This window comes from Roseimicrobium gellanilyticum (assembly GCF_003315205.1).
Lineage (GTDB): Bacteria > Verrucomicrobiota > Verrucomicrobiia > Verrucomicrobiales > Verrucomicrobiaceae > Roseimicrobium > Roseimicrobium gellanilyticum.
In genome coordinates this window covers 826,929-841,718 of sequence record NZ_QNRR01000001.1, presented here as the reverse complement: position 1 = coordinate 841,718, position 14,790 = coordinate 826,929, and the positions used below count along the sequence as shown (strand labels likewise).

Genomic DNA, 14,790 nt, shown 5'->3' with positions numbered 1-14,790 from the left:
GGCAGCCCTCATCAGGCCACCGTATAATTCAGCGGCTGTGTGAGTGGTGGATTGATGCGCTCACGCCAGGTCAGCACCTCAGGCTCACCGGTGGTTACGAGGACCACGTGCTCATAATGCGCGCTGGCCTTGCGGTCAGCAGTGACCACCGTCCACTCGTCATCGAGCGTCACCGTCTCTTCCGTGCCAAGATTGATCATCGGCTCCACCGCCAGCGTCATCCCGGCGCGCAGGCGGGGCTTGGCACCCTTCACGCCGTAGTTGGGCACCTGAGGCTCTTCGTGGAGCTTGCGACCCACGCCATGGCCCACGTAATCGCGCACCACGGTGAAGCCAAAACGACGCACATAGGCTTCCACCGAGTGGCAGAGATCTCCCAGCATCATGCCATCACGCGCCCAGTCAAGGGCCACCTGCAGTGCATCTTCCGTGGCGGAGAGCAGCTTCTGCACATCTGGTGCAATCGGGTGCACGGGCACGGTCAAAGCATTGTCCCCCACCCAGCCGTCTTTGTGCAGGCCAACATCAATCTTCACAATATCGCCAGGCTGAATCGGGCGGTCATTGCCGATGCCATGCACCACCACTTCGTTCACGCCAATGCACGCGTAGCCAGGGAAGCGCTTCTTACCGACCTGGTAGTTCAGGAATGCGCTTACGGCACCGGCTGCTTTGATCTCAGAGGCCACGAGACGATCAATTTCCGCCGTGGTTACTCCTGGCTGAACGATGGACGCGGCCTTGAGCAGGACGTCGCGTGCGAGTCCACATGCCCGTCGCATCCCGTCGAGCGCCTTGCCACTCCGGGTGGGTATCCTGTCGAAGCCAAATGCCATGTCTTAACTCAGCCTAAATCGCTCAAAGGTCAAACAAACGTGCCTGCGCATCAACTCAATGACGCGCAGGCACTCAAATCATGAATCCATCTTATTTGCCGTGGAGTGCCGCAAAGGCCACTCCCACGATGGCGATAATCGCGATCGCCGTCCAGAGCATCACCACCATCTTGGGGTCGGCGGCAAGGCCACCACCGCTCTGGCGCTCGAAGCGTCCGCGAATCTTGCCCTTGCGCAGGAAGCCGTCGTAGTGGCGCTGCAGAAGATGGGTTTCCACCTGGCGCATCACATCGAGCACCACACCCACGAGAATCAGGATGCTGGTACCGCCGAAGAACTGGGCCACCGTGGGGTCGATCTTCATGCTGCGCTGCACCAGAAGTGGAAGCAGATAGATGAGGGTCAGGAAGAGTGCGCCCGCGAAAGTGAGGCGGCTCATGGTGTAATCAAGGAAGTCCGCCGTGGGCTTGCCGGGGCGCTGACCGGGGATGTAACCACCGCTCTTCTTGAGGTCTTCCGCAATCTGGTTGGGCTGGAACATCGTCGCCACCCAGAAATAGCTGAAGAAGAAGATCAGCGTGGTGGAGATGATGATATTCGGCCAGCCGTTGGCGAGCCAGTTCGCCCACTCCTGCACCGCAGCCTGGTGGGGGAACATGAAGCCGATGATCTGCGCAGGGAAGAGCAGGATGGCCTGGGCGAAGATGATGGGCATCACCCCCGCATAGTTCACCTTCAGAGGCATGTACTGCGTCTGCCCGCCGTAGACCTTGCGGCCCACCACGCGCTTCGCGTACTGGATGGCAATGCGGCGCTGCGCCTGGGTCAGCGCAATGATGCCCGCGATGACCGCCACCAGCAGCACAAGCATGGCCAGAAGCTTCATGGCATCCATGGTGCTCGCCTGCTCATTGGCAATGAAAGTCTTCCAGACCCGCACGAGAGCGCCGGGGAGATCTGCCACGATGTTGATGCAGATCAGAAGCGACACACCGTTGCCAATGCCGCGCTCAGTGATTTGCTCACCCATCCACATGATGAACATGCTGCCCGCCGTCATGGTAAGCACGGCAGTGATGATGAAGCCCAGATTGTGATCCGGCACCAGCGGACTGCCGACGGCCGTCATGGCCTTATCCAGGCCATCGAGGAAGATGTTTTGTCCCGGATTCTTGAGTGAAGCAGCGAGGAGGTAGCCTTGGAAAAGACAAAGCGCCACGGTGGCATACCGGGTCCACTGGTTGATCTTTTGCCTGCCGCCGTCTTCACGGGAAAGCTTGCTCATGCTGGGCACCACCGCAGTGAGGAGCTGCATCATGATGCTCGCACTGATGTAGGGCATGATCCCGAGGGCGAAAATCGCGCACCGCTGCAGACCACCACCGCTGAACACGTTCACCAACGCCGCTGCCGCAGCGAAGGGATTGTTGCCCGAGTCGGCCTGCTTGAGGTCAATCCACGCCTGGAGCACATGCGGATTCACGCCGGGAAGCGTGATCGCGTACCCGATGCGCACGATGACAATCATGGCCAGGGTGAACAGAATCCGCTGCCGCAGATCCGGAATTTTGAAGATGTTTACAAAGGCGGAGATCATGGAGGGGAGTCGTGTCTTGAAATGGCAAGCGACTCAGTACCAAACTGAGCCGCCCGCAAACATCAAAATGGAAAAAGTGTGGCGGAAACGCCGGCCTGTCATGCTTTCAGCGTGACTGTACCGCCTGCCTTTTCGATTTTTTCCTTGGCGGAGGCGCTGATGCTGGACACCTCCACGGTGAGCTTACGCGTCACCTCGCCGGCACCGAGCACCTTGACCACGTCGTACGTGCCCTTGACCAGGCCAGCCTGACGCAGGCTCTCCTCGTTGACCACCGCGCCATCTTCGAAGCGCTCGTTGAGGTCGCTGAGATTCACCACGGCAGTCACGTTCTTGAACATGGCGTTGCTGAAGCCCTTCTTGGGAAGACGGCGGTAAAGGGGCATCTGGCCACCTTCGAAGCCGGGGCGGATGGCGCCGCCGGAGCGTGCCTTCTGGCCCTTGTTGCCGCGGCCGGAGGTCTTGCCGTGGCCGGAGCTTTCACCGCAGCCAACGCGCTTGCGACGATGGCGGGCGCCCTTGGTGGGTTTGAGGTCGTGAAGTCTCATGATAGTCTACTGGAAAAGAGTTGGGTTGCGGGGCTTAGATGGCCTGCTTGGAGGCGATCTTCTTGCCGCGCATCTTGAGGATTTCGTCCGGCATGCGCAGGGCGGAGAGAGCGGCCAGCGTGGCCTTCACCACGTTGGCGTGGTTGCTGGAGCCAAGGGACTTGGCCAGCACGTCCTTCACACCAGCGGCTTCGCACACGGCGCGCACCCCACCACCAGCGATGATGCCGGTACCAGGGGATGCGGGCTTGAGCAGCACGCGGCCACCACCGTGCTCACCGGTCACCTCGTGGGGGATGGTGGCATTGAGGAGATTCACGGTCTGGAGGTCCTTGCGGGAAGATTCGCTGGCCTTCTTGATGGCGTCCGAAACTTCGTTCGCTTTGCCGAAGCCGAAGCCGACGCGACCTTTCTGGTCACCGGCGACGACGAGGGCGCTGAAGCTGAAGCGGCGACCGCCCTTCACGACTTTGGCGCATCGGTTGATGAACACAACCTTCTCGAGCATGTCGCTCTTTTCGCCATCGTCGGCTCCGCGGTTGTCTCTTCTGCTATTGGTAGCGGCCATAATGAAATTCGGTGTCGGATATTAGAACTGGAGACCCTTGGCGCGGGCGGCATCGGCGAGGGCTTTCACCTTGCCATGGAAGACGTGACCACCACGGTCGAAGACGACCTGGCTGATGTTGGCCTGGAGGGCGCGCTCGGCGATTGCCTCACCCACCTTGGTGGCATTGGCTATGTTCGCGAGGGTCGCGGCGAGGGCCTTCTCGGTCGTGCAGGCAGACACAAGCGTCTTGCCTTCTTCATCATTGATGATTTGGGCGTACACGCGCTTGTTGGAGAAATGAACCGCCAGACGCGGACGTTCCGCCGTGCCGGTGAGGTTCTTCCGGATACGCGCATGAATGCGGCGCCGGTTAGCTTTGCGATTGATCGTAGCCATGATGATTGCCTGAAAAGATTCGTTACTTCACGCTCTTGCCTTCCTTACGACGGACGTATTCGCCGACGTAGCGCACGCCCTTGCCCTTATAGGGTTCCGGCGGGTAGTAGTTGCGGACATCTGCCGCGAACTGACCGACGAGCTGCTTGTCGATGCCTTCGATGCTGATCTTGGTGTTTTCAGCAACGGCGACCTTGAGGGTCTTCGGGATGGGATGAAGCAGCGGATGGGAGTAGCCAAGGCTGAGGTCCAGATTGGTGCCCTTCACCGCAGCACGGAAACCCACGCCGTGGATTTCAAGATCCTTGCGGAAGCCTGCGCTCACGCCCTGGACCATGTTGCTGATGAGGCGCTGCACCGTGCCGTGCATGGCGCGGACCTTGCGGTCTTCGCTCTCACGCTTCACCACGATGTTCTGGCCTTCCTGGGAGACGTTCACACCTTCGGGAAGGGTGTAGTCGAGTTTGCCCTTGGGACCTTCCACATGGACGTTGGAGTCCGTCACCTTCACGGTGACCTTGTCCGGGAGCTGGATGGGTTGTTTACCTACGCGTGACATGATTCAGGTCCTCCTTACCAAATTTGAGCGAGCAGTTCGCCGCCGACTTTCGCACGACGCGCCTTGGCGCCGGTCATCACGCCCTTCGGCGTGGAGAGAATGGAAATTCCGAGTCCACCAAGCACCTTGGGCACTTCATCGGAGCCCACATACTGACGCAGACCAGGCTTGCTCACGCGCTTCACATCCGTGATGGCGGGAGTACGGCCCTGATACTTGAGCTTCACCTTGATGGTGGGCTTGCCACCTTCCGGGGTGACAACTTCGTAAGACCAGACATAGCCTTCTTCCTGCAGAATACGGGCGATCTCAGCCTTCATGCGGGAGAAGGGCACAAGTGCCTCAGTCTTGGCCGCGCGGCTGGCGTTCTTGATTCGCGACAGGAAGTCGGCGATTGGGTCGGTGACAACACTCATGGATAATCCTCAGTCTATACTTTTGGCGGCTTAGGCGGAGGCAGCTTCTTCCTTCTTGGGCTGCTGCGTGCGGGTGCGGAACGGCATGCCCAGTGCGCGCAGCATCTCGCGTGCATGGTCATCGTTGTTCGTGGAAGTGACAAAGGTCACGTCGAAGCCGAGGGAGCGCTTGATCTTGTCCAGCTCGATTTCGGGGAAGATGCTCTGCTCAGCAACACCGAGCGTGTAGTTGCCACGGCCGTCAAAGGCACGGGGGGTGACGCCACGGAAGTCGCGGATACGCGGGATGGCGGTCTTCACCAGACGCATCATGAAGTCATACATGCGGCGGCCACGCAGGGTGACCTTCACGCCGATGGCTTCACCTTCACGAAGCTTGAAGTTGGCGATGGCCTTCTTGCTGAGGGTGATGACGGGCTTCTGACCGGTGATGAGGCTGATTTCCTTCACCGCATCTTCGATAGCCTGCTTACGGTCGGGTTCCTTGCCCACGGAGCAGTTCAGCACAATCTTTTCCAGGCGAGGCACCTGGTGAACGTTTTCAAGCTCCAGTGATTTGCGAAGTTGGTCGACGACCTTTTCTTTGTAATGAGTAAGCAGTTCCGGTTGCATTAGCAGATTCCCTTGGTTTCTAACCCCGCAGCCCCATCGGGGGGCCGCGAAAAACGGGCTGTCAAGATGGCTTGTTATTTCTTGGATTCAACAACTTTCACATTCGAAATGTGAATGGTGCCTTCGCGCTCGGCGAATCCGCCCTGGGGCTTGTCCTGGGAGGGGCGCACTGACTTCTTGATCATGCGCACGCCTTCCACGAGCACGTAGCCCTTCTGGGGAAGGACCTGCAGGACGTGGCCCTGCTTGCCCTGTTCTACTCCGGAGGTCACCTCGACGAGGTCACCCTTCTTAACGTGGGTCTTGATACGGCTCATAGCACTTCTGGGGCAAGAGAAACGATCTTCATGAAGTTGCGGTCACGCAGCTCACGGGCCACTGGGCCAAAGATGCGGCTGCCGCGGGGATTGTTGTCCTTGTCGATGATGACAATCGCGTTCTTGTCGAACCGCAGGACGGAACCGTCCGCACGGCGGATGGGGGCGGCGGTGCGCACCACCACGGCGCGGACCACTTCACCCTTCTTCACCTGGGCGGTGGGGGTGGAAACACGCACGTGCGCGGTGATGATGTCACCGATGTCCGCGGTGCGCTTGTTCTTGCGGCCGATGACACCAATCATCTCAGCCATGCGAGCGCCGGTGTTGTCGGCAATCGCGATTTCGGACTCCATTTGCAGCATAAGCCAGATCCTCCCTCGAGTGGTTCAGTTGGGGTTTCGTAAAATAATTTAGTGCGCGAGCACTTCGACGAGCTTCCAGCGCTTCAGCTTGCTCATCGGACGGGTCTCCTCGATGCGCACCTTGTCGCCGATTTTGGCCTTCGCCTCTTCATCGTGCGCATAGAACTTGGAGGTCTTGCGGACGATCTTCTTGAAGAGGGCATGCGGCACCCGACGCTCCACTTCGACCACGATGGTCTTGGACATCTTGTCGGACACGACCACACCCACACGGGTCTTCTTCACCGCCTGGCGCGGTTCGGTGGTGGCTGCACTGGTTTGCGTTTCGCTCATCGTTGGTGTCTCTGTTGAATTGCTTATTCAGCCTTCTTGGCGGCTTTCTTCACGGCCTTCTTGGCTGCCTTCTTTGCGGCGGGCTTGTCAGCCGCGGGAGCTTCGGCCTTGGCCTTCTTCTCCTTCTTCGGTCCGCTGGTCACCACAATGTTGAGGCGACGCTCGGAAAGGATGGTTTCCATCTGCGCAATACCGCGCTTGATCTGACGGAACCGTCCGGTGTTTTCCACCTGTCCGCTGGCCTGTTGCACGCTGAGGTGCAGCAGTTCCTGCCTCGCCTCGCGGCGACGGACGGCGATTTCTTCGTTGGTCAGTTCCCTGAGTTCCTGGACTTTCATATCGCTGGTTTGGCGCGTTCTGTTCTGCAGCTTGGTTGCTCGGGGATGACTAGTGCATCATGGACTGGCGGGTCACGAAGCGGGTACGGATACCCAGCTTGTTGGCGGCCAGACGGCAGGCGTCACGCGCAAGGTTTTCACTCACACCGGAGATTTCGAAAAGCATCGTGCCGGGGTACACCACTGCCACCCAGAATTCGGGAGCGCCCTTACCTTTACCCATTCGGGTTTCCGGGGGACGGGCCGTGACAGGCTTGTGTGGGAAGATGCGGATGAACACGCTGCCCTTACGCTTGAGGTGGCGGGTAATCGCCACACGGCAGGCCTCGATCTGATTGCTCTTGAGCCAGTGACGGTCCAGAGCCTGCAGGCCATACTCGCCGAAGCTGATCTTGTTGCACGTGGTGGCATTGCCCGCGCGGCTTCCGCGCTGGGTTTTGCGATACTTAACTCTGCTGGGCAGCATTGCCATGACTCAGATCCTTCCTTTGTTTCCAGTGTTAAAAGCGATTCAAAAAACTTACTGCGCAGCGGGCGCTTCGGCGGGAGCCGGGGCAGGCGCGGAGGCCTGACGGTCACCACCACGATCACCGCGGTCACCACCGCGATATCCGCCGCCACCACCACCACGCGGACCACGGTCGCCACGATCACCTTCACGGCGGGGGCGGCGTTCCTGGCGGCGCTCAGGAGCGGGAGCTCCTTCCACTTCAGGCTTGCGGTTGAGCCAGCACTTGACGCCAATGATGCCGTACACGGTGCGGGCTTCGGTGAAGCCGTAGTCGATGTTGATACGAAGAGTCTGAAGCGGCACCTTGCCCTGGCGATACTGCTCAGCGCGGGCGATGTCCGCACCACCGAGACGGCCGGCGCAGCGAATACGAATGCCATCAGCACCCATGTCCATCGCGGTCTGCACGGCGCGCTTCATCGCACGGCGGAAAGAGATACGGCGCTCAAGCTGGGTCGCCACGCTCTCAGCAACGAGCTGGGCGTCGATCTCGGGCTGCTTGATCTCAAGGATGTCGATCTTCACGGACTTGCCGCCGCACATCTTGGAGATTTCGTTGCTCATCACTTCGATTTCCTGGCCCTTGCGACCGATCACGAGACCGGGACGCGCGGTGTGCAGGGTGACGCGAACCAGATTCCAGGCGCGCTCGATGACGATCTTGGCGAGCGCCGCTGAGGAAAGCTTCTTCTTGAGGTAGTCGCGAATGGCAAGGTCAGCATGCAGGAACTCCGCATAGTCCTTCTCCGGGGCGTACCACTTCGAGCGCCAGTCCTTGTTGACGGCGAGACGGAATCCGATTGGATTGACTTTTTGGCCCATAGTATTTGAAAGGGTTGGGAATCTGGCTGCTGACTAGGCTTTCTCAGCGGCCTTCTTCGACTTGGCGGCGCGCTTGGGTTTCGCTTCTTCTTTTTCTTCCGGCTTCTGGGCCAGGACAATCGTGAGATGGCTCATGCGCTTCTTGATGCCGGCTGCGGATCCACGGGCGCGGGGCATGATGCGCTTGAGGACCGGGCCCTTCGTGGCCGTGGCGCTCTTGATGTAAAGGTCATCCGCATCAAGCTCATGATTGTTCTCCGCATTGGCGATGGCGGAACGGAGGGTCTTGCCGATCAAGAGGGCGGCCTTCTTCGGAGTGAAGTTGAGCACGCTGAGGGCCTGCGAGACGGGCATCCCCTGCACGGCGCGGGCAACTTCCCGGGCCTTGAGATCGGAGATTCTTGCGAATTTCGTGACGGATTTGACTTCCATGGCTTGGCTTGCTTCCAGTTAACTCTTCACGGGCTCGACGCGGCCGGTGTCCCCTACTTTGACGGGTTCATCCTTGCTGACGAGCTCCTGCAACACGGCCCCGCAGATGCCATTGCGGACATCGACAACGAGAGCACGGGCGACAGGCTTGTCCTGACGGTAGATGGAAAAGGGCATGCCGGGATGCACCCCGTGGCGCGATCCGACATTGAGAATGAGGATACCAGCGTCGTCCTTCAGGCTCACGACACGGGCATTCTGAAGGTCGAAGTCGCCGACTGGCTGCTTCGCGGACTGCACTTTTGCGAGGGCCTTCTCCGCAGAGGCGAGGCCTTCATCAAACTTGATCTTGGGCTGGCCCTGCACAGGACCGGCAGCCTTGGCATATTCGAGACTGGCTACCGAGAGCTGATAGAGCGCGTCCGTGAGGGAGCGATTCTGGGTCTCCAAGATGCGGATGTCGCTCAGAGCGGCGAGCAGACGCTGATTCGTCTCGTTGTTGCTGGCGTCCAGCGCAGCCATACCGAGACCTTCCATCTGCACGCGGATGCGTTCATAGGCCTCGCGGGTCTGCTGGGACTCACCGTTGGCGGCAGCGAGGGCTTCCGCCAGGGCGTTCACCTGTTCGCGCGCCTTGGTTAGACGCGCTTCGACGTCGGAGACGCGGGTAAGCGCCGCCGTGAGGGTCATCTGAGCTTCCTTCAATTCCACCGCCAGGTTCTGCTGTCCCTGCACATGGCCAGCGCCAAGCGCCACCAGCGCGAGAAGCGCGGCAGTGCCTTTGCGGGCGATGTTGCGGAGAAGTGACATGACGGTGGAGAAAGAGATGGGAAACTCGGTGACAGGTATCTTTACTTGGTGACCTTGGCGGTGTGCGCGCCGTGGCCCTTGAATACGCGGGTCGGCGAGAATTCACCGAGGCGATGTCCGACCATGTTTTCGGTCACATACACGCTGATGAAGTCCTTGCCATTGTGCACCAGGAAGGTGTGGCCAACGAAATCCGGAGGGATGATCGAAGCGCGAGCCCAAGTTTTGATGGGGCGCTTGGTCCCGGCTTCATTCTGGGTGTCAATCTTCCAGAGCAGCTTCTGGTTGATGAAAGGTCCTTTTTTAAGTGAGCGTCCCATGGCAGGTAACGAGCTAAGTCAGAGGTTCGGAAAAGATTACTTGGCGTTGCGACGCTGCACGATGAGGCGGTTCGAATGCTTCTTCTTGCTGCGGGTCTTCTGGCCCTTGGCATGGCCCCAGGGGCTGAGGAGGTGCTGGCGACCACCACCGGACTTGGAGCGGCCTTCACCACCACCGTTCGGGTGGTCGATGGGGTTCATGCACATACCGCGAACAGTGGGGCGGACGCCCAGCCAGCGGGTACGGCCAGCCTTGCCACTGATGACGTTCATGTGGTCGGTGTTGCCGACCTGACCAATGGTGGCGTAGCAGTCAGCAAGGATCTTGCGGATTTCACCGGAGGGCAGGCGGATGAGCGCGTAGCGGCCTTCACGGTTGGAAAGCACCGCGGCCTGGCCGGCAGCACGAACGAGTTTGCCACCCTGGGCAGGGTTGATCTCGATGTTGTGAATCTGCGTGCCGAGCGGGATGTTGCGCAGCGGAAGGGCATTGCCAAGTTCGGGCTGGGCCTTCTCACCGGCGGTCACCTTGGCGCCCACTTCGAGGTTGGCGGGAGCAAGGATGTAGCTCTTCTGGCCATCCGGGAACTGGATGAGCGCAATACGAGCGGAGCGGTTTGGATCGTACTCGATGCCAACTACATTGGCAGCTTCATCACGGCGGGAGCGCTTGAAGTCGATGAGACGGTAGCGGCGCTTGTGACCACCGCCGATGTGACGGCAGGTGATGCGACCCGTGTTGTTGCGGCCACCCGATTTGCGCAGGGCCTCGGTCAGGCTGCGCTCCGGGGTGTGCTTCGTGATTTCCTCGAAGGCAGGGAGCTGCTTGAACCGGTTTGAGGGCGTGTTGGGCTTGAATGTCTTAAGAGCCATGACGCGATAAGGGGAAAATTTCTACAGGGACGAACGAGGCGGATATCGACTAGGCGAGCTCGATGGTTTCGCCTTCCTTGAGGCGGACAACGGCCTTCTTCCAGTCGGAAGTCTGGCCAGCGCGGGCGCCACGGCGGCGCTCCTTGCCGGAGTAGTTCATGGTGCGAACGTCGACGACCTTCTTGCCAAAGAGCTTCTCCACGGCCTGCTTGATCTCGATCTTGTTGGCGCGTGGATCGACCTTGAAGACGTATTCGTTCAGCTTCTCACCGAGAAGGGTGGCCTTCTCACTGAGGCGGATCGTTTTGATGGCGTAGGAAAGGTCTTTCATTTAGGCAGTCCTCTTGGCAAGGATTTCAAGGGCGTCTCCCACTACGACGATCTTCTCGAAGTTGAGGAGGTGTTCAGCGTTCACGTCGGCGGCATTCAGAAGCTGCACGCTGGCAACATTGCGACCGCTGAGGAAGGTGTTTTCATCGAAGGCGCTGGCAAGCACGAGTACCTTCTTCGCGTCGGTGAGACCGCTGAGCGTCTTGATGAAGCTCTTGGTCTTGCCGTCCTGGATGGAGAAGTTCGCGGTGGTGAGAACAGCGCCGTCTTCAATGCGGGAGGTCAGGGCGCGGCGGAGGGCCAGCGACTTGATCTTCTGCGGGATCTTCTTGGAGTAATCGCGAGGGCGGGGGCCCCAGACGATACCACCCCCACGCCAGATGGGAGAGCGGACGCTGCCCATACGAGCACGGCCGGTGCCCTTCTGATTCCAGAGCTTCTTGCCGGAGCCCGCAACTTCATTGCGGGTCTTCGTGCAGGCAGTGCCCTGGCGGCGGTTGGCGCGATAGGCCACGACGGTTTCATGCAGAGCCTGGAGACCCTTGGCAGGATCCTCGACCAGATTGATGCTGGCCTGCTTTGCGGCGTCGAGTGTAAGAGTAGTTGCGGACATGACGATGGGCTCGACTCAGAAGTTAGTTCTTGGCGGCGGCCTTCTTGATGGCAGGACGCACGAAGACGTAGGAGTTGTTGTGGCCAGGAACGCAACCTCTCACAAGGATGACGCCCTCTTCAGTGCGGCTCTGCACGATCTGCAGATTCTGCGTGGTGCGATTGGTGGTGCCGGTGTGTCCGGGCATCTTCTGGTTCTTCCAAACGCGACCGGGGGTAAGACGGCAACCGATGGAACCAGTACGACGGTGCATCATGGAACCATGGGACATGGGCTGGCCGGCGAAGCCATAGCGCTTCACAACACCCTGGAAGCCCTTGCCCTTGGTGGTGCCGATGACGTCCACGACGTCGCCAACTTCGAACACCTCAGGACCGAACACGGTGCCGGCGGCAGGAGCCTCGCCATCCACGCGGTATTCCTTCAACACGTACTTCGGAGAGGCACCGGCCTTCTTGAAGTGACCGCCTTCAGGCTTGTTCACGCTCTTTTCCTTCTTGTCACCGAATCCAAGCTGAACAGCGCTGTAGCCATCCTTCTCCACGGTCTTGACCTGCACCACCTGGTTTCCCGCCACCTGAATGACGGTTACCGGAAGCGCTTCGCCCTTGTCCGTGTACACCTGGGTCATACCCAGCTTTTTGCCAATCAAACCAATTTTCATGGGAGTCGTCTTCCTAGGTGCCCGCTTAGATGCGGATGGTGATGTCCACGCCGGACGGCAGGTTCAGTTTCTTCAGCTCGTCCACGGTGCGGGCCGTGGGGTCCACGATGTCCAGCAGGCGCTTGTGCGTGCGGATTTCGAAATGCTCGGAGGACTTCTTGTCCACGTGCGGTGAGCGGTTCACATTGAATTTCTCAATGCGGGTGGGCAGAGGAATGGGGCCCGCCACTTTGGCGCCGGTGCGCTTGGCCGTCTCCACGATTTCCGCAGTGGACTTGTCCAGCACACGGTAATCGTAAGCCCGCAGGCGAATTCTGATGCGTTGACTTTGCATGGTGTGTATCCCGCTCGGGTGAAAATATTCTCAGGTTAGGACTTCTTGCCGCCGCGCTGCTCCACGATCTGATCCACGATCTGCTGGGGCACCTGTTCGAAATGCGAGGGCTGCATGGAGTAGGAGGCGCGTCCGCTGGACAGGGTGCGGATGGTGGTGCTGTATCCGAACATTTCGGAGAGCGGCACCTCGGCCTTCACGATGCTCATGTTGTTGCGGCTGTCGATCGAGGTGATCTTGCCACGGCGACGGTTGAGGTCACCCATGATATCACCCTGGTACTCCTCAGGGGTGGTGGCTTCCACCGCCATGATGGGCTCAAGCATGATGCACTTGGCTTTCTTGAGCGCATCCTTCACGGCGAAGATGGCCGCCATCTTGAACGCGTTTTCGTTGGAGTCCACATCGTGGCTCGAACCGTCAAGGAGGTCGATGTGAATGTCGATGACTTCGTAGCCGGCAATGATGCCGTTCGTCACCGCTTCGAGCACACCAGATTTACAAGCGTTGATGTATTCCTTCGGAATCGTGCCGCCGACAACCTTGTTGTCCACCGTCACACCCTTGCCGCGCTCGCTCGGATAGACCTTGAGAATCACGTGGCCGTATTGACCGCGACCACCGGACTGCTTGACGAGCTTTCCTTCGCCGTCGGCTGCCAGGGTAAGCGTTTCGCGATAGGCGATCTGGGGCTTGCCAGCGTTGGTGTCCACCTTGAACTCGCGCAGCATGCGGTCGCGCAGAATTTCGAGGTGAAGTTCGCCCATGCCCGCGATGATCGTCTGGCCGGTCTCTTCGTCCGTGCGGACCACGAAAGTTGGATCTTCGTCGGAAAGGCGCTGAAGCGCGAGAGCCATCTTCTCCTGGTCGCCCTTGGCCTTGGGTTCCACGGCCATGGAGATAACAGGCTCGGGGAAGGACGGGGGCTCAAGCAGGATGTCATAGTCATCTTCTGCGAGCGTGTCACCCGTCGTGACGTTCTTGATGCCAACCATGGCGGCGATGTCGCCGGAGTAACAGCAATCAATGTCCTTGTGCTGGTTGGCCTGAATCTGAATCAAGCGGCCCACGCGTTCCGTCTTGCGGGTGCGGGGGTTGTAAACCACATCGCCCTTGCGGACGCAGCCGGAGTACACACGGAAGAACACCAGCTTGCCGACGAACTTGTCGCTCCAGAGCTTGAACGCGAGGGAGACGAACTTTGCATTGTCGTCCGGACGGGCTTCGATGACGATCGAAGCATCATCAGGGCTCTGACCCTTGGCGGCAGGAATGTCGAGCGGGCCAGGGAGGTAGTCCACCACAGCGTCCACGAGATACTGAACACCCTTGTTCTTGAAGGCGGAACCGCCAGCCATCGGAATGATCTTCAGGCTGATCACGGCACGGCGCAGGGCTGCCTTGACATCTTCTTTCGTGATGGGCTTTTCCTCGAGGAACATCATGCCCATCTCGTCGTCCACGTTGCAGAGCTCTTCGACGAGTTCGTCGTAGGCCTTCTTGGCAGTGGCAACTTCATCACCCTCGAGTTCGCGGGTGTGGTAAGTGGAACCCCACTTGTCGTCGTCCGAATAGATGACAGCCTTCTGGTTCACCACGTCGATCTGGCCCTTGAGCTGATCTTCGGCGCCAATCGGGATGAGAATCGGCCAGGCATTCGCACCCAGCTTCGTGCGGACGTCTTCCACAACACGGGCGAAGTTCGCGCCGGTGCGGTCCATCTTGTTCACGAAAGCAATGCGAGGCACACCGTACTTCTCAGCCTGGCGATACACCGTCTCAGACTGGGGCTGCACACCAGCCACACCGCAAAGGACGAAAATCGCACCGTCGAGCACGCGCAGGGAGCGCTCCACCTCAGCCGTGAAGTCCACGTGACCAGGGGTGTCAATGATGTTCACCCGAATATCCTGGCCCGTGTAGAGCTTGAAGATGTCCGCTTCGGGAAGCTGCTTCCAGTTTGTGGTAACAGCGGCCGAGGTAATGGTGATGCCACGCTCACGCTCCTGCTCCATCCAGTCTGTGGTAGCAGCGCCGTCGTGCACTTCACCGATCTTGTGAATCATGCCCGTGTAGAAAAGAATACGCTCGGTCAGCGTGGTCTTTCCCGCATCAATGTGCGCACAGATGCCGATGTTGCGCGTGCGCTCCAGCGGGAAACTGCGGTTGGGGGAATTGAGATTGGCGGACATGGGGGAAGAAGATCAGGTAATG

At 59.5% G+C, this 14,790-nt stretch carries 23 protein-coding genes; all 23 read right to left on the bottom strand.

Going from position 1 to position 14,790, the window contains the following annotated elements; all coding sequences use genetic code 11:
* Window positions 1-11: 11 nt before the first annotated feature.
* The 23 genes from map to fusA all read right to left on the bottom strand — a co-directional run bounded on the left by map (window position 12) and on the right by fusA (window position 14,768).
* Window positions 12-836, bottom strand: a complete 825-nt coding sequence (gene map / locus DES53_RS03425; RefSeq protein WP_113956789.1) for a type I methionyl aminopeptidase — start codon at window positions 834-836, stop codon at window positions 12-14.
* Window positions 837-927: 91 nt separating this feature from the next.
* The gene (secY, locus tag DES53_RS03420) at window positions 928-2,433 is read right to left on the bottom strand and encodes a preprotein translocase subunit SecY (RefSeq protein ID WP_113956788.1); all 1,506 of its coding nucleotides are present in this window, start codon (window positions 2,431-2,433) and stop codon (window positions 928-930) included.
* Window positions 2,434-2,531: 98 nt separating this feature from the next.
* Window positions 2,532-2,981, bottom strand: coding sequence for a 50S ribosomal protein L15 (gene rplO, locus DES53_RS03415; RefSeq protein ID WP_113956787.1), 450 nt, complete (start codon window positions 2,979-2,981; stop codon window positions 2,532-2,534).
* 34 nt (window positions 2,982-3,015) lie between these two features.
* The gene (rpsE, locus tag DES53_RS03410; protein WP_113956786.1) at window positions 3,016-3,549 is read right to left on the bottom strand and encodes a 30S ribosomal protein S5; all 534 of its coding nucleotides are present in this window, start codon (window positions 3,547-3,549) and stop codon (window positions 3,016-3,018) included.
* Window positions 3,550-3,570: 21 nt separating this feature from the next.
* Entirely contained in the window at window positions 3,571-3,927 is a 357-nt protein-coding gene (rplR, locus tag DES53_RS03405) for a 50S ribosomal protein L18 (protein ID WP_211325425.1), read from the bottom strand.
* Between the two features lie 22 nt (window positions 3,928-3,949).
* On the bottom strand, window positions 3,950-4,486 hold the full coding sequence (rplF, locus tag DES53_RS03400) for a 50S ribosomal protein L6 (protein WP_113956784.1): 537 nt from the start codon (window positions 4,484-4,486) through the stop codon (window positions 3,950-3,952).
* Window positions 4,487-4,500: 14 nt separating this feature from the next.
* Entirely contained in the window at window positions 4,501-4,902 is a 402-nt protein-coding gene (gene rpsH, locus DES53_RS03395) for a 30S ribosomal protein S8 (RefSeq protein ID WP_113956783.1), read from the bottom strand.
* A gap of 30 nt (window positions 4,903-4,932) precedes the next feature.
* A complete protein-coding gene (rplE, locus tag DES53_RS03390) occupies window positions 4,933-5,514 on the bottom strand; it encodes a 50S ribosomal protein L5 (RefSeq protein WP_113956782.1) in 582 nt (193 codons plus the stop codon).
* 74 nt (window positions 5,515-5,588) lie between these two features.
* The gene (rplX, locus tag DES53_RS03385; RefSeq protein WP_113956781.1) at window positions 5,589-5,831 is read right to left on the bottom strand and encodes a 50S ribosomal protein L24; all 243 of its coding nucleotides are present in this window, start codon (window positions 5,829-5,831) and stop codon (window positions 5,589-5,591) included.
* Window positions 5,828-6,196 carry a 50S ribosomal protein L14 gene (gene rplN / locus DES53_RS03380; protein WP_113956780.1) on the bottom strand — a complete coding sequence of 123 codons (369 nt, stop codon included), beginning with the start codon at window positions 6,194-6,196 and terminating at the stop codon, window positions 5,828-5,830. The genes rplX and rplN overlap by 4 nt, the downstream gene beginning before the upstream one ends.
* A gap of 48 nt (window positions 6,197-6,244) precedes the next feature.
* On the bottom strand, window positions 6,245-6,529 hold the full coding sequence (rpsQ, locus tag DES53_RS03375; RefSeq protein ID WP_113956779.1) for a 30S ribosomal protein S17: 285 nt from the start codon (window positions 6,527-6,529) through the stop codon (window positions 6,245-6,247).
* A 23-nt stretch (window positions 6,530-6,552) separates the two neighbouring features.
* The gene (rpmC, locus tag DES53_RS03370; protein WP_113956778.1) at window positions 6,553-6,867 is read right to left on the bottom strand and encodes a 50S ribosomal protein L29; all 315 of its coding nucleotides are present in this window, start codon (window positions 6,865-6,867) and stop codon (window positions 6,553-6,555) included.
* 49 nt (window positions 6,868-6,916) lie between these two features.
* Window positions 6,917-7,339: a 50S ribosomal protein L16 gene (gene rplP, locus DES53_RS03365; RefSeq protein ID WP_170156816.1), complete on the bottom strand. Its 423-nt coding sequence runs from the start codon at window positions 7,337-7,339 to the stop codon at window positions 6,917-6,919.
* A 48-nt stretch (window positions 7,340-7,387) separates the two neighbouring features.
* Window positions 7,388-8,200: a 30S ribosomal protein S3 gene (gene rpsC, locus DES53_RS03360; protein WP_113956776.1), complete on the bottom strand. Its 813-nt coding sequence runs from the start codon at window positions 8,198-8,200 to the stop codon at window positions 7,388-7,390.
* 33 nt (window positions 8,201-8,233) lie between these two features.
* Window positions 8,234-8,632, bottom strand: coding sequence for a 50S ribosomal protein L22 (gene rplV / locus DES53_RS03355; RefSeq protein WP_113956775.1), 399 nt, complete (start codon window positions 8,630-8,632; stop codon window positions 8,234-8,236).
* Window positions 8,633-8,650: 18 nt separating this feature from the next.
* On the bottom strand, window positions 8,651-9,442 hold the full coding sequence (locus tag DES53_RS03350) for a hypothetical protein (protein WP_113956774.1): 792 nt from the start codon (window positions 9,440-9,442) through the stop codon (window positions 8,651-8,653).
* A 41-nt stretch (window positions 9,443-9,483) separates the two neighbouring features.
* Complete coding sequence (gene rpsS / locus DES53_RS03345; protein WP_113956773.1) at window positions 9,484-9,762, bottom strand: 30S ribosomal protein S19; 279 nt, start codon at window positions 9,760-9,762, stop codon at window positions 9,484-9,486.
* A 36-nt stretch (window positions 9,763-9,798) separates the two neighbouring features.
* Window positions 9,799-10,635 carry a 50S ribosomal protein L2 gene (rplB, locus tag DES53_RS03340; protein WP_113956772.1) on the bottom strand — a complete coding sequence of 279 codons (837 nt, stop codon included), beginning with the start codon at window positions 10,633-10,635 and terminating at the stop codon, window positions 9,799-9,801.
* A 49-nt stretch (window positions 10,636-10,684) separates the two neighbouring features.
* Complete coding sequence (gene rplW, locus DES53_RS03335) at window positions 10,685-10,966, bottom strand: 50S ribosomal protein L23 (protein WP_113956771.1); 282 nt, start codon at window positions 10,964-10,966, stop codon at window positions 10,685-10,687.
* Complete coding sequence (gene rplD, locus DES53_RS03330) at window positions 10,967-11,578, bottom strand: 50S ribosomal protein L4 (protein WP_113956770.1); 612 nt, start codon at window positions 11,576-11,578, stop codon at window positions 10,967-10,969. It abuts the gene before it with no gap.
* 22 nt (window positions 11,579-11,600) lie between these two features.
* Window positions 11,601-12,242: a 50S ribosomal protein L3 gene (gene rplC, locus DES53_RS03325; RefSeq protein ID WP_113956769.1), complete on the bottom strand. Its 642-nt coding sequence runs from the start codon at window positions 12,240-12,242 to the stop codon at window positions 11,601-11,603.
* A 25-nt stretch (window positions 12,243-12,267) separates the two neighbouring features.
* The gene (gene rpsJ / locus DES53_RS03320; RefSeq protein WP_009963539.1) at window positions 12,268-12,576 is read right to left on the bottom strand and encodes a 30S ribosomal protein S10; all 309 of its coding nucleotides are present in this window, start codon (window positions 12,574-12,576) and stop codon (window positions 12,268-12,270) included.
* 35 nt (window positions 12,577-12,611) lie between these two features.
* On the bottom strand, window positions 12,612-14,768 hold the full coding sequence (fusA, locus tag DES53_RS03315) for an elongation factor G (RefSeq protein WP_113956768.1): 2,157 nt from the start codon (window positions 14,766-14,768) through the stop codon (window positions 12,612-12,614).
* Window positions 14,769-14,790 lie beyond the last annotated feature (22 nt).

Excerpts from the sequence above, each read along its gene's own strand:
- map (WP_113956789.1), bottom strand. The coding sequence starts at position 836 with ATGGCATTTGGCTTCGACAGGATACCCACCCGGAGTGGCAAGGCGCTC.
- secY (WP_113956788.1), bottom strand. The coding sequence starts at position 2,433 with ATGATCTCCGCCTTTGTAAACATCTTCAAAATTCCGGATCTGCGGCAG.
- rplO (WP_113956787.1), bottom strand. The coding sequence starts at position 2,981 with ATGAGACTTCACGACCTCAAACCCACCAAGGGCGCCCGCCATCGTCGC.
- rpsE (WP_113956786.1), bottom strand. The coding sequence starts at position 3,549 with ATGGCCGCTACCAATAGCAGAAGAGACAACCGCGGAGCCGACGATGGC.
- rplR (WP_211325425.1), bottom strand. The coding sequence starts at position 3,927 with ATGGCTACGATCAATCGCAAAGCTAACCGGCGCCGCATTCATGCGCGT.
- rplF (WP_113956784.1), bottom strand. The coding sequence starts at position 4,486 with ATGTCACGCGTAGGTAAACAACCCATCCAGCTCCCGGACAAGGTCACC.
- rpsH (WP_113956783.1), bottom strand. The coding sequence starts at position 4,902 with ATGAGTGTTGTCACCGACCCAATCGCCGACTTCCTGTCGCGAATCAAG.
- rplE (WP_113956782.1), bottom strand. The coding sequence starts at position 5,514 with ATGCAACCGGAACTGCTTACTCATTACAAAGAAAAGGTCGTCGACCAA.
- rplX (WP_113956781.1), bottom strand. The coding sequence starts at position 5,831 with ATGAGCCGTATCAAGACCCACGTTAAGAAGGGTGACCTCGTCGAGGTG.
- rplN (WP_113956780.1), bottom strand. The coding sequence starts at position 6,196 with ATGCTGCAAATGGAGTCCGAAATCGCGATTGCCGACAACACCGGCGCT.
- rpsQ (WP_113956779.1), bottom strand. The coding sequence starts at position 6,529 with ATGAGCGAAACGCAAACCAGTGCAGCCACCACCGAACCGCGCCAGGCG.
- rpmC (WP_113956778.1), bottom strand. The coding sequence starts at position 6,867 with ATGAAAGTCCAGGAACTCAGGGAACTGACCAACGAAGAAATCGCCGTC.
- rplP (WP_170156816.1), bottom strand. The coding sequence starts at position 7,339 with ATGGCAATGCTGCCCAGCAGAGTTAAGTATCGCAAAACCCAGCGCGGA.
- rpsC (WP_113956776.1), bottom strand. The coding sequence starts at position 8,200 with ATGGGCCAAAAAGTCAATCCAATCGGATTCCGTCTCGCCGTCAACAAG.
- rplV (WP_113956775.1), bottom strand. The coding sequence starts at position 8,632 with ATGGAAGTCAAATCCGTCACGAAATTCGCAAGAATCTCCGATCTCAAG.
- DES53_RS03350 (WP_113956774.1), bottom strand. The coding sequence starts at position 9,442 with ATGTCACTTCTCCGCAACATCGCCCGCAAAGGCACTGCCGCGCTTCTC.
- rpsS (WP_113956773.1), bottom strand. The coding sequence starts at position 9,762 with ATGGGACGCTCACTTAAAAAAGGACCTTTCATCAACCAGAAGCTGCTC.
- rplB (WP_113956772.1), bottom strand. The coding sequence starts at position 10,635 with ATGGCTCTTAAGACATTCAAGCCCAACACGCCCTCAAACCGGTTCAAG.
- rplW (WP_113956771.1), bottom strand. The coding sequence starts at position 10,966 with ATGAAAGACCTTTCCTACGCCATCAAAACGATCCGCCTCAGTGAGAAG.
- rplD (WP_113956770.1), bottom strand. The coding sequence starts at position 11,578 with ATGTCCGCAACTACTCTTACACTCGACGCCGCAAAGCAGGCCAGCATC.
- rplC (WP_113956769.1), bottom strand. The coding sequence starts at position 12,242 with ATGAAAATTGGTTTGATTGGCAAAAAGCTGGGTATGACCCAGGTGTAC.
- rpsJ (WP_009963539.1), bottom strand. The coding sequence starts at position 12,576 with ATGCAAAGTCAACGCATCAGAATTCGCCTGCGGGCTTACGATTACCGT.
- fusA (WP_113956768.1), bottom strand. The coding sequence starts at position 14,768 with ATGTCCGCCAATCTCAATTCCCCCAACCGCAGTTTCCCGCTGGAGCGC.